The following is an 18,418-nucleotide window of genomic DNA, read 5'->3' on the forward strand; positions in this document are numbered from 1 at the left end:
CTAGCGCTGCCTCATGATTTCGGCCTCGGTGATGTTCAGCCGCGTCAGGCCAAGGATCCAGTGCGCGGCCAGCGCCACCGCCGGATAGGCCATGACGGTTGCGATCAACTGCATCATCATCTGCCCGAAAGACGGCAGCGGCAGGAAAAAGACCGCAAGGGCGATGCGATAGCCAAACATCATCAGGACAATCAGGACAGAGACGCGGAACCATTCAACCATGAATGACTGTTCGCGCCAACGCTGCTCACGCAGGCGTGCGGCCTCGGATGCCAGGACGACAAAGGCGGCCCACAGGCCGATGGGGCGCAACAGCACCAGATCCTCGACCAGAAAGGCCAGCGCGATCAGCAGGGCGGGGATCTGGTCGGGGCGGCGCAACACCCAGACAAAGGTCAGGCACAGCGACAGGTCGGGGCCGGGCCAGCGCGTCGCGCCGGGCGACAGCGGCAACAGCCGCAGCAGCAGCATGGCCAGCACCAGCAGCGCATACAGCGCCATCTGCGTGTAGCGGCCGTTGCGGACCTGATCAATCATCGCCGCCCCCCGCGACCGCACCGTCGGCAAAACCGTCGGCAAAACCATCTGGCATCAGGGGGCCGACGAATTCCGAAGGTGGGGGCGGGATCAGGCGGCCGGAATCGGCAAGCTGTTCCGCCGGGTGGCTGCGCAACACGCGCAGGAACTCCAACCGTCCGTAATCGGCCGACATCCTGACCCGCAGGCGGCCATCCGTCGCCAGCGCCGCCTGCCCGACCAGCAGGCCGGGGGGAAAGACCCCGCCATCGCCCGAACTGACCACGCGGTCGCCGGGGCGGACATTTTCGGGGCTTTCGATGAAATCCAGCGCGGGCAGGGATGTGTTGTCGCCGACCAGCAGCGCATGTTGCCCCGACGGCTGGATCGTCACCGGAATGCGCGACGACGGATCGGTCAGCAAAATCACCCGGCTGGTGGTTTCGCCCACGCCCGAAATCCGCCCGACCAGCCCCAGACCGTCCATCGTCGCCCAGCCATCGACGATCCCGTCGCGGGTGCCGACATTCAGCAGCACCGACTGGCGAAAGGCCGTGCCGCTGTCGGTCAGCACCACGCCCGACACGCTGGTCAGCGCGGGGTCGATGCGGACGTTGTTATGGGCCAGCAGCTTGGCGTTTTCCTGCTCAAGCTGGACGGCGGCCTCTTTCCAGGCGGACATCTTCTGCAACTCGCGCCGCAGTTCCTGATTCTGCTCATACAGGCGGGAATAGGACTGAAAGCCCGCGATCATCCGGCTGACATGGGTGACGGGCGCCATCGCCCATTCGAATCCCGGCACGAAACGGTCGATGAAGGCCGCGCGCATCCGTTCGGCCCGCGGGCTGTCGATCCGCCAGAACAGAAAGACGCCCAGCAGGACAAGCACCAGCAACGCGATCAGAACCCGCCGGACCGGAGTGGCGAAATCTGGACCCTTGCGCGCCACGGGGCCGCCTTAGCTGTCGTAGTCGATGACGTGGCGCAACTGCCTTTCGAACTCCAGCGCCTTGCCGGTGCCAAGCGCCACGCAGTTCATCGGCTGATCCGCCAGGCTGATCATAAGGCCAGTCTGCTCGCGCAGCGCCAGATCCAGTTCGCCCAGCATCGCACCGCCGCCGGTCAGCATGACGCCGCGATCCACGATATCGGCGGCGAGATCCGGGGGCGTCGCTTCCAGCGCGACCATGACGGCCTCGCAGATCTGCTGGACGGGTTCGGCCAGCGCCTCGGCGACCATGGCCTGAGTGATTTCCATTTCCTTGGGGATGCCGTTCAGCAGATCGCGGCCGCGCACCATGATCGCGGCGCCGCGCCCGTCGTCGGGCATGCGGGCGGTGCCGATCTGGGTTTTCACACGCTCGGCCGTCGATCTGCCGATCAGCAGGTTATGGCTGCGGCGCAGATAGTTGATGATCGCATCATCCATGCGGTCGCCGCCGATACGGACCGAGCGCGCATAAACCACATCACCAAGCGACAGCACCGCGACCTCGGTCGTGCCGCCGCCGATATCGACCACCATCGAGCCGGTCGGATCGGTGATCGGCATGCCCGCGCCGATGGCCGCCGCAATCGGTTCGGCGATCAGCCCGGCCTTGCGCGCGCCTGCGGTGATGACCGATTGACGGATCGCGCGTTTTTCGACGGGGGTTGCGCCATGCGGCACGCAGACGATGACCTTGGGCTTGGAAAAGGTCGTGCGCTTGAAGACCTTCTTGATGAAATGCTTGATCATTTCCTCGGCGCTGTCGAAATCGGCAATGACGCCTTCGCGCATCGGGCGGATCGCCTCGATGCTGCCCGGCGTGCGGCCCAGCATCAGCTTGGCATCCTCGCCCACGGCCAGCACCTGTTTCTTGCCGTCCTTGACGTGAAAGGCCACCACCGAGGGTTCGTTCAGGATGATGCCCTTGCCCTTGACATAGACCAGCGTGTTCGCGGTCCCCAGATCAATTGCGATATCGGTCGAAAACCATCCGCCGAATGCCATGTCGCCAAATTCCTTTCGCGCCGGTTGATCCGGCCTGCCGATTACGCCCCAGCACGCGACTGGCGGAATCGCCAAGCCGCGCACAATGCGCCCATATAGGACGGGCCGGTCGCGTCGGAAACCCTCATTTTCGCGTGGCCTGCCGCTTCGGGCGAAAAGAGGTGACCACCCGCCGCATTGCAGCATGAAGCCGCCGGTTCCCGATCAGCCCCGGCGGGGCGGGATTGACTTGGCCCCGTCGCGGCGCCGATTACTTGGCCAGCCCATATCTCAAATCAGGTGAGCTACGCGACATGCCCGCAGAAATCATCGTCGGCATCTGCCGCTTTTCCTATCTTGGCCGCAGCGATTGGGTGGAATTCAGGCGCAACAAAAGCACCGATGAAGCGCGCCTGGCCGAAATCGCCACTAGACTGTTCGACGAAGAACGGCTGACCGCCCGCTTTCTGGCCTTCGAGACGATCTGTCTGCCCTCGATACTGGAACAGCGCGACCCGCGTTTCATCTTTCTGCTGGTCAGCTCGCCCCTGATGCCCGAACACTGGCGCAAAAGGCTGCATGCGCTGTGCGATCCCCATGACCAGATCCAGATCCTGTGGTCGGATGCCCCGATGCTGGCCGAGGCGCTGGAACAGCCGCTCAGGGAACTTTACGACCTGTCGGACGGCAATCTGTGGCAGTTCCGGCTGGATGACGACGATGCGATCGACGCCGAATTCATGCTGCGCCTGCGCCGCAACATGGCCCGGATGGAAGGGATCGACGAATGTGTCATCACCGCCGCGCGGGGCATCAATATCGCGCTTTACGACAACCAGCCCACGCGCTTTCTGGAATTCCGACAGGCATTCTGGGGGGCGGGGCTGGCGATCAAGCTGAAACAGCCGGGGCTCAGCATCTTCCGCTATGGCCATTTCGGCCTGCGCGAACAGTTCACCCATTTCGTCGACCACGAACATTACGCGGCGCTGATCCTGAAATGGGAATCGGATTCCATGCCGCTGAATTTCAACCGTCTGCCCGCCCATGTGAAACTGATCGACGAAGGCTTGTTCCAGCGCCACCTTGCCGCCCATTTCCCTTTCCTCGAAGGGGTCGATTTCGACATTCTGCGTCGCAGGAAAGCGCCCGAAGACATGATTACGCCGCCTGAACGGCCGACCCCTGCAGTTCGAGCCATCAAGGTGACAGCCCCGGCCGCCGATGCCATCATCGCCGAGATGCCGGACAGCGACACCGCGCCGGGCAAGGATCCCGGGAAAACGCGGAACATAGGGCAGGAACAGGGCCACAAGGCGCAGAAGAACCGCAACCGCGACACGGAACAGGGCCGAAGCACCGACAGCCACGGCGATGAGAGCCAGGCCCCGAAAAACGCGCAGAAAGACAAGCCTCGCGGTCGCAATCGCAATCAGCACCAGCCCGGAAATCAGGGGCGCGACAAAAAGCCCGAGGGTGAAAAAACCGCGCGTAAAAGACCGCAACCGTCTGAATAGGCGGGCACCGCACCCCGACAGTAAAAGCGCCGCCGGATGAACATGGCGGCGCCGGACAGGCGGAATGAAAAAGGCCGGCCACCCGGGCCGGCCTTTCCCTTAATGGGAATACATCGTGATTTCCTTGGTATCCGCATCGCGTCCCGTCCGGGCGCGGCGCAGGATCAGATGGTTCAGCGCGCCGACATAGGCCTTGACGCTGGCCAGAATCGTGTCGGTATCAGCGGCCTGACCATTGACGATGCGGCCGTCCTCCTCCAGCCGGACGCTGACGGTGGCCTGCGCATCCGTGCCCTCGGTCACGGCATGGACCTGATACAGCTGCAGCCGCGCATCATGCGGAAAGATCTGCCTGACCGCGTTGAAACAGGCATCGACCGGCCCGTCGCCGGTCGCATGAACCGTCTTTTCGACGCCTTCGACGATCATCGTCAGATCCGCCGACTGCCCGTCAGATCCGCAGATGACGCGCAGATGCTTGACCTGCAGGTGGTCGTCGCCGGTGTTGGCGCTGCTGTCCTGCATCAGCGCGACCAGATCCTCGTCATAGACCTCTTTCTTGCGGTCTGCCAAGGACTTGAAGCGGACAAAGACGTCCTTCAACTGGTTGTCCCCGACCTCATAACCCAGATCGGCCAGCTTGGCGCGCAGCGCGGCGCGGCCCGAATGCTTGCCCATGGCGATATTGGCCTCGTTCAGGCCGATATCGGCGGGACGCATGATTTCAAAGGTCTCGACATTCTTCAGCACGCCATCCTGATGGATGCCCGATTCATGCAGGAATGCGTTCTTGCCGACGATGGCCTTGTTGAACTGGACCGGAAAACCCGAAACCTGCGCAACCCGACGCGACAGGCCCATGATCTTGGTCGTGTCGATGCCGGTGTCAAAGGGCATGATGTCATGGCGCACCTTCATCGCCATCACGACCTCTTCCAGCGCGGTATTGCCCGCACGCTCGCCCAGACCGTTGATCGTGCATTCGATCTGACGCGCCCCGGCCTCGACCGCCGCCAGAGAGTTCGCCGTCGCCATCCCCAGGTCATTGTGGCAATGGGTGGCAAAGATCACCTCATCCGCGCCGGGCACCCGCTCCAGCAACATGGCGATCAGCGCGGCGGATTCGCGCGGCGCCGTATAGCCGACGGTATCGGGAATGTTGATCGTCGTCGCCCCGGCCTTGATCGCGATTTCGACGACGCGGCACAGGTAATCATGTTCGGTTCGCGTCGCATCCATGGGCGACCACTGGACATTATCGCACAGGTTGCGGGCATGGCTGACGGTCTGTTCGACCCGTTCGGCCATCTGATCCATGGTCAGGTTCAGAATCGCCCGGTGCAGCGGCGAGGTCCCGATGAACGTATGGATCCGCGGCCGCTTCGCATGTTTCACCGCCTCCCAGCAACGGTCGATATCGGGCAGTTGCGCCCGCGCCAACCCGCAGATGACCGAGTTCTTCGCCTGACGCGCAATCTCGGATACGGCGGCGAAATCCCCCTCGGATGCGATGGGGAAACCGGCCTCGATGATATCGACGCCCATCTCATCCAGCATGCCGGCGATTTCCAGCTTTTCGGCATGGGTCATGGTCGCGCCGGGCGATTGCTCGCCGTCACGCAGGGTGGTGTCAAAAATCAATACGCGGTTCTTGTCGGACATCTTGCTGTCTCACTTACGCTGGAATTCTTTGGAAAAGGTAAAGCTCCGGGCACAACCTTGCTGAGCGGTGGCCCGGACAGGCCGCTCAGCGCAGCGTAAGAAGCAGCAGACCACGGGGGCTCACGGCAAAACGCGCGCCGATCTGCGCGTTCCGGGCCGTCTGGATTGGGGCCGCCAGAATATGTCGTGTCCGTGTCATGGCGGCAACTATAATGTCGCGCCGCCCGCATTGAAAAGCCCCGATTTGCCGCCACGCGCATTTTCCCGAAATTCGCGCGGCGCCCCGGCTTTCTTCATCATCCAAATACCCGAAAAGACGGGGCAATCCGCGATTACAGCGCGCGCCAGCCAATATCCTTGCGGCAAAACCCCTGCGGCCAGTCGATGCGCCCGACCAGGGCATAGGCCCGGTCCCGCGCCTCGCGCAGGCTGGCGCCGCGCCCGGTCGCGGCCAGAACCCGACCGCCCACGGCCACGACCTGCCCATCCCGCAACGCCGTCCCGGCATGGAAAACCGCTTCCGAACTGTCATCTGGCAGGCCGTCCAGCCCCTTAATGGCCGACCCCTTCATATAGGTGCCGGGATAGCCGTCGGCGGCCAGAACCACGGTCAGCGCATGGTCGTCGGCCCAGTTGACCTGCACATCCGACAGGCGCCCTTCGGCACAGGCAAGGATCAGGTCCAGCGCCTGCGCGCCAAGCCGCATCATCAGCACCTGACATTCCGGGTCGCCGAAACGCACATTGTATTCGACCAGCCGCGCCTGACCGTCCCGGATCATCAGGCCCGCATACAGAACCCCCTGAAACGGCATGCCGCGCCGGGCCATTTCGGCGATGGTCGGGCGCACGATGCGGTCCATCACCTGATCCTGCAGCGCCTGCGTCAGCACCGGCGCGGGCGAATAGGCGCCCATGCCGCCGGTGTTCGGGCCGGTGTCGCCGTCGCCCACGCGCTTGTGGTCCTGCGCGGTGCCGATGGGCAGGCAGTCCACGCCGTCGGACAGGATGAAGAAGCTGGCCTCTTCGCCCGCCATGAATTCCTCGATCACGACCTCGGCCCCGGCCTCGCCGAAGGCGCCGCCAAAGGCGTCATCGACGGCGGCAATCGCCTCGGCCTCGGTCATGGCGACGGTGACGCCCTTGCCTGCGGCCAGACCATCGGCCTTGATGACGATGGGCGCACCCTTTTCGCGGATGTAATCGCGCGCGGGACCGGCCTGATCGAACCGCGCCCATGCGGCGGTCGGCGCGCCGCAGGCGTCGCAGATCTGCTTGGTAAAGGCCTTGGATGCCTCCAGCTGGGCCGCGGCGGCCGAAGGGCCAAAGACCAGAATGCCCGCCGCGCGCAGCGCATCGGCCACGCCTGCGGCCAAAGGCGCCTCGGGGCCGATCACGACCAGATCGACGGCGGTTTCCTCGCAGAATGCGATGACATCGGGGCCGGACAGGATGTCCAGCGCGACGCAGCGCGCCACGCCCTCGATCCCGGCATTGCCCGGTGCGACGAACAGCCGGTCGCATTTCGGGTTCTGGCGGATCGCCCATGCCAAGGCGTGTTCGCGGCCACCGCTGCCGAGGATCAGGATATTCATGCGCAGCCCTTCCCAATGTGCTGCCCGCCTTCTAGTCTGCGACCCCAACGGGAACAAGACCGCCTTGCGGCGGCACGGACGGGACGGCGACGGGCTGATGGATCTACTGGACGATGGCGGCGACCAGCCGGGCGGCAACGCCCATGAATTCACCGTTTCCGAAATCTCGGGGGCGGTGAAGCGCTCGATCGAGGACCAGTTCGGCCGCGTCCGCGTGCGCGGCGAGGTGGGGCGGGTCTCGCGCCCGTCGTCAGGGCACCTGTATTTCGACCTGAAGGACGACCGTTCCGTGCTGGCCGCCGTCACCTGGAAAGGGCAGGCGGCCCGGTTGCAGACCCGCCCCGAGGAAGGGATCGAGGTCATTGCCACGGGCCGTCTGACGACCTTCCCCGGCCAGTCGAAATACCAGATGATCGTCGATCAGATCGAGCCTGCGGGCGCGGGCGCGCTGATGGTCATGCTGGAAAAACGCCGCAAGGCGCTGGCGGCCGAGGGGCTTTTCGACGAAGCCCGCAAACGCCCGCTACCTTATCTTCCGCGCGTGATCGGGGTCGTGACCTCGCCCTCGGGGGCGGTGATCCGCGACATCCTGCACCGGCTGCGCGACCGTTTTCCGACCCGCGTGCTGATCTGGCCGGTGGCCGTGCAGGGCAACGATTGCGCGCCGCAGGTGGCCAATGCGATTCGCGGCTTCAACGCGCTGGCGCCGGATGGGCCGATCCCGCGCCCGGACCTGCTGATCGTCGCGCGGGGCGGCGGCAGTCTGGAAGACCTGTGGGGCTTCAACGAGGAAATCGTGGTCCGCGCCGCCGCCGACAGCGCCATCCCGCTGATTTCCGCCGTGGGGCATGAAACCGATACGACCCTGATCGACTTTGCATCGGACCGCCGCGCGCCGACACCGACCGCCGCCGCTGAAATGGCCGTGCCGGTGCGTGCGGATCTGGCCGCGCGGCTGGCCGAAATCGGGCTGCGGTTGATGCGCGGGGAACAGAACCGCATCACCCGCCAGCGCCAGCGGCTGAGCGATCTGGGCCGCGCGCTTGGCCGTCCGCAGGCGCTGACCGATCCGGCGCGGCAACGCTTTGATCTGTTCGCGATGCGGCTGGAGCCGGGGTTGCGCGGCTTTGTCCGGCGTTCGCGCGACCGGCTGAACAGCTTGCCGCTGTCGCTGTCGGCCCTGCGTGGTAACACCGGGAAAAAGCGGATCGCGCTGAGCGGCGCCGCGCAGCGGCTGGACAGTGCGCAGCGCAGCCGTGCCCGGCAGGATCGCGACCGGCTGAAAACCCTGTCGCAGCGGCTTGAACGCGAAAGGACCCGCGCCCTTGCCGACAGCACCCGCCGCATCCGCGACCAGCGCGACGGCGTGCACAAGCTGGCCGAGCGGCTGCAGGTCGCGGGCAGCCGCCTTGTCGCGCCCCGGCGCGAAAGGCTGGAGCGGCTGGACCGCCTGCGCCAGACGCTTGGCTATGCGGAAACGCTGAAACGCGGCTTTGCCGTGGTCAGGGGCGCGGGGGACGAGGTCATCACGACGGTCGAGGCGGCGCGCACCCAGCCCCGTCTGGTGATCGAATTCCAGAACAACGGCCGTCTGCCGGTTCGTCCCGATACGGGCCCTGATACGGGTGCCGGCCCGGCCGGCAGCCCGCCCGTGCCGCCAGCCGATGCGAAACCGGTCCGGCCGCGTGCGCGCAAGGGCGCAGGCCCGAAATCCGATGACACCCCCGGAAGCGACGGGCAGCAGACGCTGTTCTAGGCCGTTTGCCCGGAACTGCCTGCCCGGGCCTGCCTACTCGGCTTTGACCCGCAGTTTCAGCCAGATCAGCGTCGCCCCTGCCAGCACCAGAAACGGCACCATCGCCAGATTGACGGCGTTCCAGCCGGATTGAACGTCGCCGCCCATGCAGTTCATCAGCCCGCCCGACGACAGCGAGGCCAGAAACACCCCGCCAAAGACGATGGCGTCGTTCATGCCCTGAACGCGGGCGCGTTCCTCGGGGCGGTGATGCTGGGTCAGGAAGGCGGTGGCACCGATATAGCCGAAATTCCAGCCCAGCCCCAGCAGGATCAGCGCGCCATAGAAATGCGTCAGTTGCACCCCCGACAACGCGACCATGCCCGCCAGCATCAGGATCACGATTCCCGTCAGCATGATCCGGGGCGCCCCAAAGCGCGCGATCAGATGGCCGGTAAAGAACGAGGGCAGGAACATCGCGATGACATGGGCGCTGACGATATTCGCCGCATCCGCCGTCGCGAAACCGCATCCGACCACGGCCAGCGGGGTCGAGGTCATGACAAGGTTCATCAGCGCATAGGCGATGGTGCCGCAGATCACCGCGACGATGATTTCCGGCACCCGCAGAAGCTCGCGCAGGGGGCGGCCCTGCGGGGCGTCGGGGCTGGCGGCGCGGGGTTTCGGGATGTCCAGAAAGGCGAAGATGACCGGCCCGGCAAGGTTGATCAGCAACAGCGTCGCATAGGTCGCCATGAAGGGCACGGTCACGGCCTCGGCCGTGTGGCGCACGACCCAGGACCCGGCCAGCGCCGAAAACAGCCCGGCCGCCAGCACATAGGAAATCGCCTTGCCCTGAAATTCGAGCGGCGCGGTATCGGTCGCGGCAAAGCGGTAGAACCCCTGCGCCGCCATATAGACGCCGGTCAGCAGCGTGCCGCAGGTGAACAGCCAGAACGACCCGAACCACAGCCCGGCAAAGGACACCGCCGCGCCAAGCGCCGCGAACCCGACCGCCAGCAGGAACCCGGCCCGCCGGCCATGCCGCTGCATGAACCCGGCCAGCGGCCGCGCGCTCAGCGCCGATCCCAGAATGAAGGTCGACAGGAGCAGGGGTGGCGATGCAGGGATTGGGCGCCAGCATCTGGCCGATCAGCCCGCCGACGATGAAATTCACCGGCATCTGGATACCCAAAAGCCCCTGCGCAACCGCCAGAACCATGACGTTGCGGCGGGCGCGGCTCATGTTCCGCGCGATGTCCTGATCCATGTCGGCTCCGGGAAATGGGCTCAGGCGCGCAATGCCTTGGCGGCGCGGGCCCGTTCGGTGATGGCGGCCCAGTTGCCCGCCAGGATATCGGATTCCGGTGCGATCCAGCTGCCGCCGACGCACAGGATATTTGGCTGCGACAGATATTCGGGCGCCTTTTCGACGGTGATGCCGCCGGTCGGGCAGAAACCGACATGGGGCAGGGGGCCGCCGAGGGATTTCAGGTATCTGACGCCGCCCGCGGGTTCGGCGGGAAAGAATTTCAGCATGTCGAAACCGGCGTCAGCGGCGCGCATCACCTCGGACGCGGTGGCGGCGCCGGGCAGCAGGGGCAGGGCTTCGTCGATGCAGGCGCTGATCAACTGGCCGGTGGCGCCGGGCGAGACGGCGAAGGTGGCGCCCGCCTCTTTCGCTTTCCAGACATCTTCGGGGGTCAGGACGGTGCCCGCGCCGACGACCGCGCCGGGAACCTGCGCCATGCGCGTGATCGCATCCAGCGCGCCAGCGGTGCGCAGGGTTACCTCCAGCACGGGCAGGCCGCCGTCGACCAGCGCGCGGGCCAGCGCCACGGCATCCGCGCCATCGGGGATGACCAGAACCGGCACCACGGGGGCAAGGGAACAGATTTCCTGCATCCGTTCGGATTGAAGGTCAGGAGTCATGCTGTTCCCTCTGTCTGGAATGAATTCGTGGCGAAACTGCGCCTTTATACGGGGCATTGCAACCCCGTCGGACGCATCCTGTCAGCCCCCCAGACTGCGGCTGCCCGAACCCGAGCGCGCCGTCGCCGACTGGCCGAAACCGCCGCGCTGCGCCACGGCTGCGCGGCTGAGCGGCGCTTGCCCCATCGTGGTCGGGCCGCGGGTGAAGGTCTGGGCCGGAACCTTGCCCGCCCCCGGTTCGAGGCAAAGCTCTGGTCGCCCTTGGGCGTCGAATAGCGGCCATCCGCCGTCTGCACCATCGGCTGCGAAAAGACCCCGCCGCCCCGCGACATCATCGAGCCCAGCATGAACCCCATCAGCATCGGCATGAAGGAAAAGCCGCCGCCGGAATTCTGCGCGGTCTGCGTCGGGTCGCCTTCGCATTTGCCCACGCCATGTTCCTGTTCGCAAAGCTCTTTGGATTCGTAACGCGGCGCGGTTTCCAGATATTCCTGCGCGGCATTGGCGAAATTGCTGCGGCAGTCCGCCTCGGTGAACCACAGGCTGTTTTCCTGCGCGGCGGCAACGCAGCTTGCCAGATCGGGAAAGGATTGCGCATCGACGCGGTCGTCTTCGCAGGCGGCAAGGGCCATGACTGCGGAACCGGCCAGAACCAGCGCGACGTGACGGGAGCGTTTGCGTGTGGCCATGATCTGCCTGTTATCCTTGGATGAAATGGGGTTTGAAGCGCGAAAGGTTATGGGTGATGCGGGCGCGATCCTCGCGGATGCCCAGACCGACGCAATCCTGCCCGACGACCCATGCGCCCATCACGGGATGAAAGCCGCCGAATTCCGGCAGGCGGGCCAGCGCCTGCACGATCATCGGATGGTGCGAATAGCTGTCATCGCCGGTTTCTTCGGTCACGCGGCCGGATTCGTGGATGGCGACGCCAGCGCCTTCGCGCGAAAAGATCGGCTTGGTGACATGGCCGTGCCGCAACTGATCCGCGGCGGCGGCAAAGGCTTGGGCGATCCGGGGCGCAGGGGTGCCGCCGGTCAGCGCATCGGCGACATCGGCGGCGAAAAAGGCGGGCAGCAGGTTCGGGTGACCGGGGAACATCTGCCACAGGACCGGCAGCAGCCCCTTGTTCGACAGGATCGCCTTCCACGCCGGTTCAAGGAACCGGGTTTGTGAAGCGTCGAGGTGCCGGGCGAAATCGTCGCGCAGCATGTCTTCCCACGGATACAGCTTGAACAGCGTGCCGATGACGCGGTCCTGATCGTCGGTGAAATGGCCCTGATCCGACAGGCCGATGCCCGACAGATCGGTGAAATGGGCGCCCATGCCGGCCTCGCGCGCGGCCCATGCCAAGGTTTCGACGGTGGCGAAATCCTCGGGGTTGTCCTTGTCGGCGGTGAAATGGATCTCGGTCTGCGGGTCAAGGATTTCGCCGAAACGCTCGACCAGTGCCTCATGGATGCGGTTGAACTGGTCGCTGTCGCCGGGCAGCGCGCCAAGCCCTTGCTGATCTTCCAGCCACAGCCATTGGAACGAGGCGGATTCATACAGGGATGTCGGCGTATCTGCATTATATTCCAGCAGCTTGGCCGGGCTTTCTCCGTTATATGCCAGATCGAAGCGGCCATAGAGTTCCGGCTCGCCCCCGGTCCATGACCGCGCCACGAAATCCCATTGCGCGCGGGGGATATCCAGCCGGGTCATCAGCTCTTCCGAGCCGGTGATATGGGCGACCGCCTCGCGGCACATCTGATGCAATTCGTTCGAGGGGATTTCGATATCCTGCTCGATCTGGTCCAGCGTCAGGGCATAGGCGCTGGTTTCATCCCAATAGGGCTCGCCATTCATGTCGGCGAAGGTAAAGCCCACATCCTTGGCGCGAATGCGCCATTCAGGGCGTTCGGGCAGGTCGATCTTCTGCATGGGCGCTCCCTTCGGTTTTGTTCCAGATGACAAGTGCGGCGCCGGGATGCAAGGCTGCACGACATGTCAGGGGCGGGATATGCAGGGCGCGATGTTGACAGTTTGCATGATGTTTCAAAAGCAACGCAATGTTTCTATGTGTAGTTTTTATGGGCGGCTTGCAGGGACAGGTGTTCCGTGCATGATGTCGCCTTTGCCGCCCGTTTTTGGGTGCCGGGCCGTTCCGTCGCGGAATGGGGACTTGTCGGGCGCGCAAGGCGGGTTCATGCTGCGGGGATGAACCGCCGATGAGCGTGCGGAGAAACAGGGAAATTCGGACATGACCAACAGCTTTTCGATGCGGGCCGTTCTTTTGGCATCTGCGCTGGCCTTTGCGCCGGCGGCAATGGCCGAGACGCCTGCCGATATGCTTGTCGTCGCCCATCAGATCGACGACATCATCAGCCTTGATCCAGCGCAAAGCTTTGAATTTTCTGGCAATGATGTCGGCAACAACCTGTATGACCGGCTGGTCGATTTCGACCCCACCAATCTTGACGCGGGCATCCAACCCAGCCTTGCCACCGCATGGGAGGTCAGCGAGGACGGCATGACCGTCACCCTGACCATGCGCGAGGGGGGCACTTTCCAGTCCGGCAATCCCGTCCGGGCCGAGGATGCCGCATGGTCGCTGCAACGCGCGGTCAAGCTGAACCTGTCCCCGGCCTTTATCCTGACGCAATTCGGTTTCACCGCCGAAAACGTCGACCAGATGATCCGCGCGGATGGCGACAAGGTGATCTTGCAACTGGATCAGCCCTATGCGCTGTCCTTTGTGCTGAACTGCCTGGCCTCGAACGTCGGCGGGATCGTCGACAAGGAACTGGTCCAGTCTCATGCCGAGGGCGAGGATTTCGGGAATGCCTGGCTGTCGACGAACAGCGCGGGTTCCGGCCCCTATACGCTGGCCGCATGGCGCCCGAACGAACAGGTCCAGTTGCAGGCCAATGAGAGTTATTGGGGCGGCGCCCCCGCGATGAAACGGGTGATCGTGCGCAATGTGCAGGAAAGCAGCGCGCAGCGCCTGCTGCTGGAACAGGGCGATATCGACATCGCCCGCAGCCTGACGCCCACCGATGTCGATGGTGTCGCCGCGAATGACAATCTGAAGATCGTGACCGAGCCGCGCGGCCGTATCCTCTATCTGGGCCTGAACCAGAAAGACCCGCTGCTGCAACGCCCCGAGGTCGTCGAGGCGATCAAGTATCTGGTGGATTATCAGGGAATTACCGACAGTTTCCTGAAAGGCATCTTTGTCACGCACCAGAATATCATCCCGGCGGGCTATCTGGGTTCGACCAGCGAAAACCCCTGGAGCTATGATGTCGAAAAGGCGCGCCAGATCCTGACCGATGCCGGGATCACCAGCGGCACGATCAAGACGACGGTGCGCGATCTGCGCGAATATGTCGATGTCGCGCAGACCCTGCAGGGGTCTTTCGCGCAGGTCGGGCTGACGCTGGAACTTCAGCAACTGACCGGCGCGCAATCGCTGGACGCCTATCGCGCGCGTCAGGTGCCGATCTATATCGGCGAATGGGGTCCGGATTACGCCGATCCGAACACCAACGTCTCGACCTTTGCGGTCAACCCGGACAATGCGGATGAGGCAAAGAATTCGCAACTGGCATGGCGCAATGCCTGGGCGGTGCCGGACGATCTGGCCCAGAAGGTCGCGGCTGCGGTGATTGAAAACGACACCGAAACCCGCAACCAGATGTATCTGGACATTCAGGCCCAGTATCGCGAGATCGCGCCGATCATTCCGCTGTTCCAGCGCGTTGAACAGGTGGGGGCGCAAAGAATGTGCAGAACTGGTCCTCGGGCGGGTCGGTGGCCTCGGCCTTCTACAAACAGGTCACGAAGGGCGAATAATTGAGCGACAGCGGCATCGGCAGGCCCGCCCCGGCGGCAATGGCGGCGGGGCATGGCCCCTGGGGCAGGCGGCTGCGCGGCATCGGCGGGCTGGTCCTGTCGCTGGCGCTGACCCTGTTCGGTCTTTTGGTCGTGACCTTTGTCATCGGGCGGATCATGCCGATCGACCCGGTGATGAAGGTCGTGGGCGAACGCGCGACACAGGCCCAGTATGAGGCGGCGCGGATCGCCATGGGGCTGGACAAGCCGCTTTGGGAACAATTCGCGATCTATGTCGGCGATGTGTTGCGCGGCGATCTGGGGCGGTCGATTTCGACCGGCCATCCCGTCGCGCAGGATCTGAAGCGGGTGTTCCCCGCGACCATCGAACTGGCCACGCTTGGCACGCTGATCGGGGTTCTGGTGGGCGTGCCTTTGGGCGTGATCGCGGCGGCGCGGCGCGGATCATGGGTCGATCAGGTCGCGCGCGTCGTGGCGCTGGTCGGGTATTCCATGCCGATCTTCTGGCTGGGGCTGATGGGGCTTTTGGTCTTTTACGGGATGCTGGGCTGGGTCGGCGGGCCGGGACGACAGGGCATCATCTATGACGGGATGGTGCCGGATGTGACCGGGATGATCCTGCTGGACAGCCTGATCGCGGGCGATTGGGGGGCGTTCCGCGACGCCTTTTCCCATATCGTCCTGCCCGCCAGCCTGCTGGGCTATTTCAGCCTGGCCTATATCAGCCGGATGACGCGCAGCTTCATGCTGGAACAGCTCTCTGCCGAATATGTCACCACCGCGCGGGTCAAGGGCCTGTCGGAAACCCGCGTGATCTGGGGCCATGCCTTCCGCAACATCTCTGTCCCGCTGATCACCGTGATCGCGCTGAGCTTTGCCTCGCTGCTGGAAGGGTCGGTGCTGACAGAAATCATCTTTTCATGGCCCGGCATCGGCCAGTATATCACCAAGGCCATGCTGGCCGGTGACATGAACGCCGTGCTGGGCGGCACGCTGCTGATCGGGGCCTGTTTCGTCGGGCTGAACCTTATCAGCGACATGCTGTATCGGGTGCTGGACCCAAGGGCGCGCTGATGAACCAGACTGCAACCAACTGGCGCGACTGGCTTTTGTCCGATGCGCCTGAAACCCGGCGTCAGGCGAAACTGGGCGCGATCTATCAGGGCTGGCGGATCTTCAGCCGCAACAGGCTGGCGATGCTGGGGCTGGTGATCCTGATCCTTTTGCTGGTGACGGCGGCATTCGCGCCATGGCTGTCGCCGCAAAACCCCTATGCCCAGAACCTTGCCAACCGGCTGATGCCGCCCTCGGCCGAGCATTGGCTGGGGACCGATTCGCTTGGCCGCGATATCCTGTCGCGGATCATCTGGGGGTCGCGCACGACGCTGTTCATCGTCGGCACCGTGGCGCTGGTCGCGCCGGTCATCGGGCTGTTCGTCGGCACCGTCGCGGGCTTTGCCGGGGGCTGGGTCGACAATATCCTGATGCGGCTGACCGATATCTTTCTGGCCTTTCCGAAACTGATTCTGGCCGTGGCCTTTGTCGCGGCGCTTGGCCCCGGGATCGGCAATGCCGTTCTGGCGCTGGCGATCACATCATGGCCGCCCTATGCGCGGCTGGCGCGGGCCGAAACCCTGACCATCCGCAAGGCCGATTTCATCGCCGCCGCGCGGCTGCAGGGCGCGAGCCGCTGGCGATTGCTGATCGGGCATATCTGGCCCTTGTGCATTTCGTCGATGATCGTGCGGGTGGCGCTGGACATGGCGGGGATCATCCTGTCGGCGGCGGGTCTGGGCTTTCTGGGTCTGGGCGCGCAGCCGCCCCTGGCCGAATGGGGCGCGATGATTTCGGACGGGCGCACCTATATCCTTGATTTCTGGTGGGTCGCGGCCATGCCCGGCCTTGCGATCTTTATCGTCAGTCTGGCCTTCAACCTGTTGGGCGATGGCTTGCGCGATGTGCTGGACCCGAAAAGGGGCAGCGAATGAGCGATCACCTGATTTCCGTGCGCAACCTGCGCGTCAGCTTTCCCACACGTTCCGGCCGGTTCGAGGCCGTGCGCGGCGTCAGTTTCGACCTTGGCCGCGAAAGGCTGGGGGTGGTCGGCGAATCCGGTTCGGGCAAGTCGATGACCGGCCGCGCCATTCTGGGGCTGGTGCGCCCGCCCGGTCAGGTCACCGCCGACCGGCTGGAACTGGATGGCGACAACCTGCTGAACCTGCCCGAACGCCGGATGCGCCGCATCCGGGGCGGGCGGATCAGCATGGTCATGCAGGACCCGAAATTCAGCCTGAACCCGGTGATGACGGTCGGGCGCCAGATCATCGAGGCCTGGCGCCAGCACAACCGCGCCAGCCGCGCCGAGGCCCGCCAAAAGGCGCTGGAGATGCTGGCCGCCGTCCAGATCCGCGACCCCGAACGGGTGTTTGACGCCTATCCGCATGAGGTGTCCGGCGGAATGGGCCAGCGCATCATGATCGCGATGATGCTGGCCCCTGACCCCGAGGTGCTGATCGCGGACGAACCGACCAGTGCGCTGGATGTCTCGGTCCGGACCGAGGTTCTGCATATCATGGACCGGCTGGTCCGCGACCGGGGCATGGGTCTGATCTTTATCAGCCATGACCTGAATCTGGTGTCGCAATTCTGCGACCGCGTGCTGATCATGTATGCCGGCCGCATCGTCGAGGAACTGGCCGCCCGCGACCTGCACCGCGCCCGGCACCCCTATACGCAGGGGTTGCTGAACAGCCTGCCGCGTTTGGATCAGCGGGTCGAAAGGCTGGCCGTGCTGCAACGTCAGGACAGTTGGCGCGAGGCCGAAATCCTGCCCCCGCCGCCCGGAGGATTGTGAATGCTGCATGTCGGCAATCTGGATGTCTGGTTCGGCCTGCCCCCCGCGCAACTCGTCGCGGTCAAGGGCGCGTCATTCGATGTGGCGCGGGGCGAAAGCTTCGGGCTGGTCGGCGAAAGCGGATCGGGGAAATCGACGATCCTGCGCGCGATCACCGGGCTGATCGACACGTGGTCGGGCGATATCCGCGTCGCGGGCGAAGCCGTCACCGGCAGCCGTCGCGACCGGACCTTTCACAAGCGCGTCCAGATGGTGTTTCAGGACCCCTATGCCAGCCTGCATCCGCGACATTCGGTGGATCGGGTGCTGTCGGAAACCCTGCATCTGCAAGGCATGACCGATATCGACAGCCGCATCACCCGCCTGCTGGAACAGGTCGGTCTGGGGCGCGGTTTCCGTTTCCGCTATCCGCATCAACTGTCGGGTGGCCAGCGTCAGCGCGTGGCGATTGCCCGGGCGCTGGCTGCCGAACCCGAATTGCTGCTGCTGGACGAACCGACCTCGGCGCTGGATGTGTCGGTGCAGGCGGAAATCCTGAACCTGCTGGCCGATCTGCGCCGCGAACGCGGGCTGACCTATGTCATGGTCAGTCATGATCTGGCCGTGGTCGGACATATGTGCGACCGGCTGGCGGTGATGCGTGGCGGCGAACTGGTCGAGATCATGAGTGCCGACCAGTTGCGCGCCCATCAGGCGCAGGCGGATTACACAAGCGACCTGATCGGAGCCAGCATCGGATATGAGCGCGCCTGAATCCGGGGGCGCCGTCGAAAAATCCTTTGCGAATAGATCCTTTGC

Annotated in this window: 15 protein-coding genes and 1 pseudogene; 7 read left to right on the plus strand and 9 right to left on the minus strand. The window is 64.6% G+C overall.

The genetic code is table 11. The features are described from left to right. The 3 genes from PE067_RS20985 to PE067_RS20995 are packed head-to-tail and all read right to left on the minus strand — an operon-like array spanning nucleotide 1 to nucleotide 2,509. Nucleotides 1-537 (minus strand): rod shape-determining protein MreD, encoded by a 537-nt coding sequence (locus PE067_RS20985; protein ID WP_276191723.1) that lies wholly within the window; start codon nucleotides 535-537, stop codon nucleotides 1-3. Further along, entirely contained in the window at nucleotides 530-1,465 is a 936-nt protein-coding gene (gene mreC / locus PE067_RS20990; RefSeq protein ID WP_276191724.1) for a rod shape-determining protein MreC, read from the minus strand. The genes PE067_RS20985 and mreC overlap by 8 nt, the downstream gene beginning before the upstream one ends. 9 nt (nucleotides 1,466-1,474) lie before the next feature. Further along, entirely contained in the window at nucleotides 1,475-2,509 is a 1,035-nt protein-coding gene (locus tag PE067_RS20995) for a rod shape-determining protein (protein WP_276191725.1), read from the minus strand. 293 nt (nucleotides 2,510-2,802) lie between these two features. On the opposite strand from PE067_RS20995, the gene PE067_RS21000 reads away from it, so the two are divergent. Then, the gene (locus PE067_RS21000) at nucleotides 2,803-4,005 is read left to right on the plus strand and encodes a glycosyltransferase (RefSeq protein ID WP_276191726.1); all 1,203 of its coding nucleotides are present in this window, start codon (nucleotides 2,803-2,805) and stop codon (nucleotides 4,003-4,005) included. Between the two features lie 99 nt (nucleotides 4,006-4,104). On the opposite strand, the gene PE067_RS21005 is transcribed toward PE067_RS21000, so the two are convergent. Together PE067_RS21005 and purD are read right to left on the minus strand one after the other, a co-directional pair. Beyond that, complete coding sequence (locus PE067_RS21005) at nucleotides 4,105-5,667, minus strand: 2-isopropylmalate synthase (RefSeq protein ID WP_276191727.1); 1,563 nt, start codon at nucleotides 5,665-5,667, stop codon at nucleotides 4,105-4,107. Nucleotides 5,668-5,999: 332 nt separating this feature from the next. Then, entirely contained in the window at nucleotides 6,000-7,262 is a 1,263-nt protein-coding gene (purD, locus tag PE067_RS21010; RefSeq protein ID WP_276191728.1) for a phosphoribosylamine--glycine ligase, read from the minus strand. Between the two features lie 97 nt (nucleotides 7,263-7,359). Between purD and xseA the strand changes: the two genes are divergently transcribed. Then, nucleotides 7,360-9,018: an exodeoxyribonuclease VII large subunit gene (xseA, locus tag PE067_RS21015; RefSeq protein ID WP_276191729.1), complete on the plus strand. Its 1,659-nt coding sequence runs from the start codon at nucleotides 7,360-7,362 to the stop codon at nucleotides 9,016-9,018. A 33-nt stretch (nucleotides 9,019-9,051) separates the two neighbouring features. On the opposite strand, the pseudogene PE067_RS21020 reads toward xseA, so the two are convergent. From PE067_RS21020 to PE067_RS21035, 4 genes and pseudogenes are all read right to left on the minus strand, one after another. After that, a pseudogene (locus tag PE067_RS21020) lies at nucleotides 9,052-10,267 on the minus strand (MFS transporter). Between the two features lie 20 nt (nucleotides 10,268-10,287). Next, a complete protein-coding gene (gene eda, locus PE067_RS21025; RefSeq protein WP_276191730.1) occupies nucleotides 10,288-10,929 on the minus strand; it encodes a bifunctional 4-hydroxy-2-oxoglutarate aldolase/2-dehydro-3-deoxy-phosphogluconate aldolase in 642 nt (213 codons plus the stop codon). 44 nt (nucleotides 10,930-10,973) lie between these two features. Beyond that, on the minus strand, nucleotides 10,974-11,618 hold the full coding sequence (locus PE067_RS21030; RefSeq protein WP_276191731.1) for a DUF1190 domain-containing protein: 645 nt from the start codon (nucleotides 11,616-11,618) through the stop codon (nucleotides 10,974-10,976). 10 nt (nucleotides 11,619-11,628) lie between these two features. Continuing rightward, nucleotides 11,629-12,852, minus strand: coding sequence for a glutathionylspermidine synthase family protein (locus PE067_RS21035; protein ID WP_276191732.1), 1,224 nt, complete (start codon nucleotides 12,850-12,852; stop codon nucleotides 11,629-11,631). A 319-nt stretch (nucleotides 12,853-13,171) separates the two neighbouring features. Here PE067_RS21035 and PE067_RS21040 point away from each other — a divergent pair, with 319 nt between their 5' ends. The 5 genes from PE067_RS21040 to PE067_RS21060 are packed head-to-tail and all read left to right on the plus strand — an operon-like array spanning nucleotide 13,172 to nucleotide 18,373. After that, nucleotides 13,172-14,770 (plus strand): ABC transporter substrate-binding protein, encoded by a 1,599-nt coding sequence (locus tag PE067_RS21040; RefSeq protein ID WP_276191733.1) that lies wholly within the window; start codon nucleotides 13,172-13,174, stop codon nucleotides 14,768-14,770. 35 nt (nucleotides 14,771-14,805) lie between these two features. After that, entirely contained in the window at nucleotides 14,806-15,840 is a 1,035-nt protein-coding gene (locus PE067_RS21045) for an ABC transporter permease (RefSeq protein WP_276191873.1), read from the plus strand. Beyond that, on the plus strand, nucleotides 15,840-16,754 hold the full coding sequence (gene nikC, locus PE067_RS21050; protein WP_276191734.1) for a nickel transporter permease: 915 nt from the start codon (nucleotides 15,840-15,842) through the stop codon (nucleotides 16,752-16,754). The genes PE067_RS21045 and nikC overlap by 1 nt, the downstream gene beginning before the upstream one ends. Then, nucleotides 16,751-17,620 (plus strand): ABC transporter ATP-binding protein, encoded by an 870-nt coding sequence (locus PE067_RS21055; RefSeq protein ID WP_276191735.1) that lies wholly within the window; start codon nucleotides 16,751-16,753, stop codon nucleotides 17,618-17,620. Before nikC ends, PE067_RS21055 begins: the two co-directional genes overlap by 4 nt. Beyond that, entirely contained in the window at nucleotides 17,621-18,373 is a 753-nt protein-coding gene (locus PE067_RS21060; protein ID WP_276191737.1) for an ABC transporter ATP-binding protein, read from the plus strand. Nucleotides 18,374-18,418 lie beyond the last annotated feature (45 nt).

This window comes from Paracoccus sp. DMF-8 (assembly GCF_029309835.1).
Classification (GTDB): domain Bacteria; phylum Pseudomonadota; class Alphaproteobacteria; order Rhodobacterales; family Rhodobacteraceae; genus Paracoccus.

Excerpts from the sequence above, each read along its gene's own strand:
- PE067_RS20985 (WP_276191723.1), bottom strand. The coding sequence starts at position 537 with ATGATTGATCAGGTCCGCAACGGCCGCTACACGCAGATGGCGCTGTAT.
- PE067_RS20995 (WP_276191725.1), bottom strand. The coding sequence starts at position 2,509 with ATGGCATTCGGCGGATGGTTTTCGACCGATATCGCAATTGATCTGGGG.
- PE067_RS21000 (WP_276191726.1), top strand. The coding sequence starts at position 2,803 with ATGCCCGCAGAAATCATCGTCGGCATCTGCCGCTTTTCCTATCTTGGC.
- PE067_RS21005 (WP_276191727.1), bottom strand. The coding sequence starts at position 5,667 with ATGTCCGACAAGAACCGCGTATTGATTTTTGACACCACCCTGCGTGAC.
- purD (WP_276191728.1), bottom strand. The coding sequence starts at position 7,262 with ATGAATATCCTGATCCTCGGCAGCGGTGGCCGCGAACACGCCTTGGCA.
- xseA (WP_276191729.1), top strand. The coding sequence starts at position 7,360 with ATGGATCTACTGGACGATGGCGGCGACCAGCCGGGCGGCAACGCCCAT.
- eda (WP_276191730.1), bottom strand. The coding sequence starts at position 10,929 with ATGACTCCTGACCTTCAATCCGAACGGATGCAGGAAATCTGTTCCCTT.
- PE067_RS21030 (WP_276191731.1), bottom strand. The coding sequence starts at position 11,618 with ATGGCCACACGCAAACGCTCCCGTCACGTCGCGCTGGTTCTGGCCGGT.
- PE067_RS21035 (WP_276191732.1), bottom strand. The coding sequence starts at position 12,852 with ATGCAGAAGATCGACCTGCCCGAACGCCCTGAATGGCGCATTCGCGCC.
- PE067_RS21040 (WP_276191733.1), top strand. The coding sequence starts at position 13,172 with ATGACCAACAGCTTTTCGATGCGGGCCGTTCTTTTGGCATCTGCGCTG.
- PE067_RS21045 (WP_276191873.1), top strand. The coding sequence starts at position 14,806 with ATGGCGGCGGGGCATGGCCCCTGGGGCAGGCGGCTGCGCGGCATCGGC.
- nikC (WP_276191734.1), top strand. The coding sequence starts at position 15,840 with ATGAACCAGACTGCAACCAACTGGCGCGACTGGCTTTTGTCCGATGCG.
- PE067_RS21055 (WP_276191735.1), top strand. The coding sequence starts at position 16,751 with ATGAGCGATCACCTGATTTCCGTGCGCAACCTGCGCGTCAGCTTTCCC.
- PE067_RS21060 (WP_276191737.1), top strand. The coding sequence starts at position 17,621 with ATGCTGCATGTCGGCAATCTGGATGTCTGGTTCGGCCTGCCCCCCGCG.